8 protein-coding genes are annotated in these 7,894 nt (G+C 71.3%); 1 reads left to right on the top strand and 7 read right to left on the bottom strand.

The features are described from left to right. The 4 genes from tsaB to ACFQ36_RS18455 form a co-directional block, all read right to left on the bottom strand. Positions 1-574, bottom strand: a 574-nt coding sequence (tsaB, locus tag ACFQ36_RS18470) for a tRNA (adenosine(37)-N6)-threonylcarbamoyltransferase complex dimerization subunit type 1 TsaB (protein ID WP_377016276.1), incomplete at its 3' end; no start/stop codon positions are given. A 78-nt stretch (positions 575-652) separates the two neighbouring features. After that, complete coding sequence (tsaE, locus tag ACFQ36_RS18465) at positions 653-1,213, bottom strand: tRNA (adenosine(37)-N6)-threonylcarbamoyltransferase complex ATPase subunit type 1 TsaE (protein WP_377016274.1); 561 nt, start codon at positions 1,211-1,213, stop codon at positions 653-655. After that, the gene (gene alr / locus ACFQ36_RS18460; protein WP_377016272.1) at positions 1,210-2,436 is read right to left on the bottom strand and encodes an alanine racemase; all 1,227 of its coding nucleotides are present in this window, start codon (positions 2,434-2,436) and stop codon (positions 1,210-1,212) included. Before alr ends, tsaE begins: the two co-directional genes overlap by 4 nt. Further along, positions 2,433-3,575, bottom strand: coding sequence for a carbohydrate kinase family protein (locus tag ACFQ36_RS18455; RefSeq protein ID WP_377016270.1), 1,143 nt, complete (start codon positions 3,573-3,575; stop codon positions 2,433-2,435). Before ACFQ36_RS18455 ends, alr begins: the two co-directional genes overlap by 4 nt. Before the next feature lie 45 nt (positions 3,576-3,620). Here ACFQ36_RS18455 and ACFQ36_RS18450 point away from each other — a divergent pair, with 45 nt between their 5' ends. Next, positions 3,621-4,955: a 6-phospho-beta-glucosidase gene (locus ACFQ36_RS18450; protein ID WP_377016268.1), complete on the top strand. Its 1,335-nt coding sequence runs from the start codon at positions 3,621-3,623 to the stop codon at positions 4,953-4,955. Positions 4,956-5,131: 176 nt separating this feature from the next. Here the strand turns inward: ACFQ36_RS18450 and argA are convergent, their stop codons facing one another. The 3 genes from argA to ACFQ36_RS18435 form a co-directional block, all read right to left on the bottom strand. Next, complete coding sequence (gene argA, locus ACFQ36_RS18445) at positions 5,132-6,490, bottom strand: amino-acid N-acetyltransferase (RefSeq protein WP_377016266.1); 1,359 nt, start codon at positions 6,488-6,490, stop codon at positions 5,132-5,134. A 56-nt stretch (positions 6,491-6,546) separates the two neighbouring features. Continuing rightward, positions 6,547-6,702 carry a hypothetical protein gene (locus ACFQ36_RS18440; RefSeq protein WP_377016264.1) on the bottom strand — a complete coding sequence of 52 codons (156 nt, stop codon included), beginning with the start codon at positions 6,700-6,702 and terminating at the stop codon, positions 6,547-6,549. 32 nt (positions 6,703-6,734) lie between these two features. Next, the coding region (locus ACFQ36_RS18435; protein WP_377016262.1) for an MMPL family transporter at positions 6,735-7,894 on the bottom strand (1,160 nt) is incomplete at its 5' end.

Raw genomic sequence — 7,894 nt, 5'->3', positions numbered from 1 at the left:
CGAGCGCCTCGGCCGTCGGCTGGACATGCTCGAAACCGGCAGCCGCCTCCAGCTGGTCCGGGTAGAGCCCTGCCCCGCGGCCGTAGGCCGGCAGCGGCGGCACCCCGGATGCCGGGCCGACGTGCGGACCGTCCAGCAGCTCGGGCAGGGCGACAACCCCTGCAGTGCCGGCGTCCGTGCCGTAGCGGGCCCAGTAGACTTCCCTGCGCCGGGCGTCGGTGGCCACGATGTATTCGGCCAGCCCGGCCTCGCGCACGGCCGGCGCGGCTTCGGCGGCGACGGCGTCCAGGCTCATCACCCCGTGCAGCGGCTTGCGCCAGGCAAAAGCCAGGGCCCGCGCCGTCGCAATCCCGGACCGCAGGCCGGTGAAGGGGCCCGGGCCGACGCCGACCACCAGGGCGTCGAGCTGCGCCGGGCCGATGCCTGCATCGTCCATGACGGCGCGGATGCCGGGGGCCAGGACCTCGGTATGGGTACGGGTGTCCTCGGTGGCGAAGGCGCCTACCGTCTCCCCCTCGCCGGTCAGCAGCGCCGCACTGGCAATGGCGGAGGTATCAATGGAGAGGATCAGCACCCGACCATTTTACGCGCGCAGACGGCGCTGCCCTGCCCGGCCCGTTCGCGGGCGGCCCGGCCCGTTTGGCACAGCAGCTCAGAACAGCGGCCGGTCCTGCCAGCGCGGCCCGTAGGCGGTGATCCGGATGAGCCGCGGCTCGTCCTCCTCGGCCGCGTCGAAATCCGGGACGATGACGGGCTGTGCGTCGCCGGCCCCGGCCGCACCGGCGGCTTCCCCGGTAGCGCGCACCAAGGTGATGTCCAGCCAGCTGTCGCTCAGATGCTCCACCCGGCCACGGCCCCACTCCACCACCGTGACTGCCGCGTCCATGCTGTTTTCCAGGTCGATGTCGTCGATTTCCGCCGGCGAGCCGAGCCGGTAGGCGTCCACGTGGACCAGGTCCGGGCCGCCGCGCAGGCTGGGGTGGCTGCGCACCAGCACGAAGGTCGGCGAGATGATGCCCGGGCGCACGCCCAAGCCCTCGCCGAGCCCCTGGGTGAAAGTGGTTTTCCCGGCGCCGAGTTCCCCCGCCAGCACGAGCAGGTCGCCGGCCTGCAGCGCGGCGCCGACCCGGGCCGCAAGCGCCTGCGTGCCGGCGGCGCTGCCGGCCGTCAGTTCCACGCTCCAGACCGGGGCCTGCCCCTCCGGCCCGTTCACGGCACGGCCGCCGACGGGGCGGCGTCTTCGTGCGGGACCGGTGTTGCCGTTGCCGGGCTGCCGGGCGCCGCCGGCTCCTCCGACAGGCCGAGGTAGGCCCGCGGAACCCTACCGCTGACCCGCGTGACAATCTCATAGTTGATGGTGCCCGAGGCAGCGGCCCAGTCTGCGGCGTCGGGCACGTCCTCGCCCGGACCGAAGAGGATCACCTCTTCGCCTGGCGGGAAGGCTGCCTCGGCCGACTTCAGGTCCACCACGAACTGGTCCATGGCAATGCGCCCGACGACGTCGTGCTTCCGGCCGCCGATGGCCACCTGGGCACCGCTGGCATTGCGCGGCACCCCGTCCGCGTAGCCCATCGGCACGAGCACCAGGGTGGTCGGTTCCTCCGTGCGGTAGTGCAGGCCGTAGGACACGCCCTGGTTGCCCGGGACCTTCTTGCAGTTGGCGACCTTGGTGCGCAGCGTCATGGCCGGCGTCAGCTTCAGGTCTTCGGGGCGCTGGTTCTCGAACGGGGACAGCCCGTACAGTCCCAGCCCGATACGCACCATGTCGAAGTGCGCGTCCGGCCGGGTCAGCGCCCCGGGGGTGTTGGCCAGGTGCCGCACCTCCAGGTCCAGCCCGGCGTCCTCGGCGACGGCGACGGCGGCGCGGAACCTGTCAATCTGCTCGTCCGTTTCCGGCCGGTGCGGCTCGTCGGCCACCGCCAGATGGGAGAAAACCCCGACCACCCGCAGCAGCCCCCCTTCCTGGAATTCCTGGGCCCGGGCAATCAGGCCCTCCCACTCGGCCTCCGGGCAGCCGTTGCGGCCGAGCCCGGTATCGATCTTCAGGTGGATGCGCGCCGGACGCTCCTGCTCCTGGGCCGCCGCGGCGACATGTTCGAGTTCCCAGCCGGAGACGCCGATGTCCACGCCGGCCCGGATGGCGGCGGAGAAGTCGGTGTCCGGGGTGTGCAGCCACGCCAGCAGCGGCGCATCAATGCCGGCGCCGCGCAGGGCCAGCGCCTCGGAAATGTGGGCCACGCCCAGCCAGACGGCCCCTGCTTCCAGGGCGGCCCGGGCCACCTGCAACGCACCGTGGCCGTAGGCGTCGGCCTTGACCACGGCCATCACCCGGGCCGGCTCGACCACCTTCCGGAAATGGCGGACGTTCCCGCGGATGGCGTCCAGGTTAATCAGGGCTTGGCGGTCGAATTTTTCGGTGGCGGCAGTAGGACTCACCCGCCCATTCTTTCACTTGGCGCGGCCGGCTCGGGAACGCCGCCGGCGTCGGAATGCCGTGCGACCGTTGCCGTCGCCCGCCGCACCGCGTGCCGGGGCACGTCCGCAACCAGTTCCTCCAGGAAGGCATAGCGGCGCAGCCACTGCCCGCGCACGCTGCCCCGGGAGGTGTTCATCCGCTCCCACCAGTCGGCGATGTCGCCCCAGCCCGGCGCGGCCAGGGAGCCGCCGAACTGCTGCACCGACAGTGCCGCACACAGGTTGGCGAAGGCCAGCCGGTCCGAGAGCCGCCAGCCGGCCAGGGTGCCCAGCAGGAACGCGGCGCCGAAGCAGTCCCCGGCGCCGGTGGCGTCGTAGGCCTGCACCGGCAGGGCCGGTGCCCAGTCTTCCTCGCCGGTGAGCGAGTCGATGGCAATGGCCCCGCGGGACCCGAGGGTGACCACCGCCACCGGCACCCGGTCGGCCAGGGCATACAGCGCCGCCCAGGGGTCCTCGGTGCGGGTGTACTTGACCGCTTCGGCGTCGTTGGGGGTGAAGGCGTGGAACTTCTCCAGGTTGCGCAGCGTGTCCGCGGACCAGCGGCCGGTGGGGTCCCAGCCGACGTCGCCGAACAGCTTGGCCCCCTTGTCCCGGGCCGCCAGCGCCCACGGTTCCAGCTCCGGCCCCAGCGAGGTGACCGCCGCCCGGCACGGCGGCGGATCGCCGATCAGTTCGGATGCGCTCAGCGGTGCCGGATGTCCGTGCGTGATGAAGGAGCGGTCCAGCGCGGTGGACAGGGAGACGGACACCGGTGAGTGCCAGCCCGGGAACCGCCGGGACAGGGACAGGTCGATGTCTTCCTGCAGGCCGAGGGTCCGCAGGTTGAAGTCGCCGTAGACGTCATCGCCGAACGCCGTGGCCAGGGTGGTCTGCAGGCCCAGCCGGCTGGCGGCGACCGCCTGGTTGGCCGCCCCGCCGGGACAGGATCCCATGCCCTCGCTCCACAGCTCCTCCCCCGGCGCCGGCATGGCGTCGAGGCCGGTAAAGATGATGTCCAGGAAAACCGGCCCGGTCAGCAGCAGGTCGAAGACGGGCGAATCCGGGGTCCGGTGCGCCGCCAGCGGGTCGAAACGGTGGGGCTGGTTGAGGAAGTGGCCCATGCTGGCAGAATACAAGCTGGGGCCGGAATGTTGAGGAGGGGCAGCATGGTGAAACTTTCCATACTTGGCGGCGGAGGATTCCGCGTGCCGTTGGTCTACCGGGTCCTGTCGGCGGGAACCGATGCCGGGCTGGTGGACGAACTGATGCTCCAGGACAGCGATCCGGGCCGCCTGGATGCGATTGCCCGGGTGCTGGCGGACCTGCCGCTGCCGGATTCGGCCGCACCGCCGAAGCTGACCTTCGCACAGAGCCTGGACGATGCCCTCTCCGGCGCCGACGTCGTCTTTTCCGCCATCCGCCCGGGTGGCACGGCCGGGCGGACCGTGGACGAGCGCGTGGCAACCCGGCTGAACCTGCTGGGACAGGAGACCACCGGCGCCGGCGGCATCGCGTATGCGCTGCGCTCCATTCCCGCCGCGCTTAAAATCGCCCGGCGGATGCGCGAGCTGTGCCCGCAGGCCTGGCTGATCAACTTCACGAATCCGGCGGGCATGGTGACCGAGGCGGTCATGCCCATCCTCGGCAGCCGCGCGCTGGGCATCTGCGACTCGCCCATCGGCCTGGTCCGGCGCGCCGCACGCGCCGCCGGGGTCCCCCTGCCGTCCGGGTCGCTGGCCGGGGTGGACTACGTGGGGCTGAACCACCTGGGCTGGCTGCGCGGGCTGGAATACGAGGGCGCGGACCGGCTGCCCGGGCTGCTGGCTGATCCGGGCCGGCTGGCTTCCTTCGAGGAGGGGAGGATCTTTGGCACCGACCTGCTGCGGATCCTGGGCGCCATTCCCAACGAGTACCTGTTCTATTACTACTTCCGCCGGGAGGCGACCCTGGCCATGGCCGGGGCGGCGCAGACCCGCGGGGAGTTCATCCATCATCAGCAGCGGGAGCTGTACGCGAAGCTGCGTTCGTCGGACGAGCCCTTCCGCGACTGGGAGGCCGCCCGGCGCACCCGCGAGGAGGGCTACCTGGCCGAGGCCGGGGTGGACGGGGCGGCCCGGCAGCAGGCGGACGATTCCGGCGGCTACGAGCAGGTGGCCCTGGATGCCATGCGCGCGCTGCTGACCGGGGAACGCACCGAGCTGATCCTGAATGTGCGGAACGGCGCCACCTTCCCGCAACTGCCGGCGGACGCCGTCGTCGAGGTCCCTGCCGCCATCGACGGCGACGGCGCGCGGGCGCTGCCGGCCAAGCCGCTGGGGCTGCACGAAGCCGGCTACATGAACCAGCTGAAGGCGGTGGAGCGGGAAGTCATCAAGGGCAGCCACGGAGACCGCAATGCCGCGCTGCGCGCCTTCATGATCCATCCGCTCGTCACCTCCGCGCACATCTCGATCCGCCTGCTCGAGGCCTATGAGCAGGCGCACGGCTACCAGTGGTCCTGACAGCACGGCGGACGCCGGTGTTCCTTCCCGGGTTTAAAACACGGCGGCGGCGTCACCGCAGGTCAGGGCATTGCTTGAAGGCTAAAGGCGGGAACGAAGGGCTAAAGCCGGGAACGAAGGGCTAAAGCCGGGAACCAACCGGGTCCCGCTGCGCGACCTGCCCGACCAACAGCAGGCTAGAGATCCTTGACCAGCACGCGCGAGCGGCGCTGCCAGTTGTACAGGTTCTGCCGTGCCCGCGGCAGCTGGTCCACCGACCCCTCCACGAAGCCGCGCTTGAGGAACCAGTGCATGGTGCGGGTGGTCAGCACGAACAGCTGCTTCAGGCCGGCGGCGCGGGCGCGCTGCTCGATCCGCTGCAGGATCATTTCGCCGCCGCCCTTGCCCTGCGCCGTCGGGTTGACTGCCAGGCAGGCCATTTCCCCGATCCCGTCCTCCGGGAACGGATACAGCGCCGCACAGCCAAAGATCACCCCGTCATGCTCGATGACGGTGAAGTTTCCCACCTCGCGCTCAATCAGCGAACGGTCGCGCCGCACCAGCGTGCCGTCCTCCTCCAGCGGGCGGATCAGCGCCAGGATGCCGCCGACGTCGTCGTTGGTCGCCTCGCGCAGGGCCTGCAGTGTCTCCTTGACCAGCATCGTGCCCACGCCCTCGTGCCGGAACAGCTCCAGCAGGACGCTGCCGTCGAGCCCGTGCGGAATGATGTGGGCGCGGGGCACACCGCCTTCGCACGCCCGCAGCGCATGGCGCAGCTGGAAGGCCAGCCCCTCCGGCAGCCCGCCCGCCGCGAGCAGCGCCTGGGCGGCGGCCTCGGAGATTTCGCTCAGGACCTCGCCGGAGGCCCCCGGGATGCCTGCCGACTCCGCCAGCAGCACCAGTTTGTCCGCACCGAGGGCGACGGCGGTGCTGGAGGCGACGTCCTCCATGCTCAGGTTGAAGGCCTCCCCGGTTGGCGAGTAGCCCAACGGCGAGAGCAGCACGACCGCGCCGGCGTCGATCGCCAGGCCGATGGTGCCGGTGTCGATCTTGCGCACCACGCCGGTGTGCTGGAAGTCCACGCCGCCGACGATGCCGACCGGGCGCGCCACCACGAAGTTGCCCGAGACCACGCGGATGGCCGCGTGGGCCATCGGCGTGTTCGGCAGGCCCTGCGAGAAGGCCGCTTCCATGTCCAGGCGCAGTTCGCCGGCGGCCTCCTTGGCGCATTCGAGTGCGGCCGGGTCGGTGATCCGCCGGCCGTCGGCATACTGCGTTTCCAGGCCGCGCAGGCGCATCTGCGCGTTGACCTGCGGGCGGGAGCCGTGGACCACAATGATCCGCATGCCCATCGCGTGCAGCAGGCTCAGGTCCTGCACCAGCGCATTAAGCCGGCCGGCTTCGATCAGCTCGCCGGGAACACCGACCACAAAGGTCTTGCCGCGGAAGGCGTGGATGTACGGGGCCACGGCGCGCAGCCAGGCAACGAACTGGGCCGGGTCGCCCGAGGCGGCGGGGACGGCGGCAGCGGGGGCGGCAGAAGGAGCGGAATCCACCGGCCCAGTATATTTGCGTCTCCGTCCCCGGAAGTGTCCGTGACCGCCCGGCCGCCTCAGTCGAGCTTGCGGTACATCACGTGAAGCCCTACGCGCAGCGATTCCTTCGAGCTGTCCCGGTCCCAGGTATAGGTCTCCCCTGCCCGGACGACCGGCTCCATGATGGCCAGGATTCCCGGCCAGCCCGCCCCGGTGGCTTCGCGGATCTGCATGTGTACTCCTTCGCTGCCCGTGCGCCCGCCCGTTACCGGAGGGCCGGCTCCGGTTCGGGCTCTTCGGCCTGCGGTTCCAGTTTCGCACCTTCGACGTCCACGTCCGGCAGGACCCGGTCCAGCCACTTGGGCATCCACCAGGCCGCCCGGCCGAACAGGTGCATGGCCGCCGGGATCAGCGTCATGCGCACCACGAACGCATCCAGCAGTACGCCCAGGGCCAGCGCGAACCCGATGGGCCGGACCATGGTCAGGTGCGAGAAGATGAAGCCGGCGAACACCGAGACCATGATCACCGCCGCCGCCGTGACCACCCGGGCGCCGTGGTTGAACCCGCTGACCACCGCGGCGCGGGCCTCCTCGCCGTGCGCGTAGGACTCGCGCATGCCGGAGACCAGGAACATCTGGTAGTCCATGGCCAGGCCGAACAGCACCCCGATCAGGATCATCGGCAGGAAGCTGAGGATAGGGCCCGGATCGTGCACCTCGAAGACGCTGCCCAGCCAGCCCCTCTGGTAGATCGCCACCACGGCGCCGAAGCTGGCCCCCAGCGAGAGCAGGAAGCCGGCGGTGGCCAGCAGCGGCACCAGGACCGAGCGGAAGACCAGCAGCAGCAGCACCAGGGACAGCCCGATCACGATGGCCAGGTACACCGGCATGGCCTCGGCGAGCCGGTCCGAAACATCGATCTGCATGGCCGGCTGCCCGGTGACCGCCACGCCCTCGATACCGGTGGCTGCCTGCAGGGCGCCGGCCTCGGCCCGCAGGGTGTGCACCAGGTCCTCGGTGCTCTCCGCGGCCGGGCCGCCCTCCGGCACCACCTGCAGCACCGCCGTGCGGCCGTCCCCGCTGGTGTCCACCGGGATCGCGGCGGTGACGTGCTCGATGGCGCGCAGTTTTTCGGAGAGCTGCAGCAGCAGCTCATCCCGGGCGGTGCCGTCCAAGCCCGCGGACAGGTCCGCGACCACGACCAGCGGGCCGTTGATGCCCTCGCCGAAGCTCTCGCCCAGCTGGGTGTAGGCCCGGTAGGCGGTGGAATCCGCCGGTTCGGAGCTGCCGTCGGGCAGGCCCAGCCGCAGTTCGGCGGCGGGCAGGGCCATGGTGCCCAGCAGCACGACGCCGGCGAGCAGGGCCAGCCACGGGTGCCGGGTGACGGCGCGGCCCCAGCTGCGCCGCGGCGCAGCTGGGGCCG

Origin of the sequence: Arthrobacter sp. GCM10027362 (assembly GCF_042679445.1) — a bacterium.
Lineage (GTDB): Bacteria > Actinomycetota > Actinomycetes > Actinomycetales > Micrococcaceae > Crystallibacter.
This window is presented reverse-complemented; position numbering and strand designations above follow the sequence as displayed.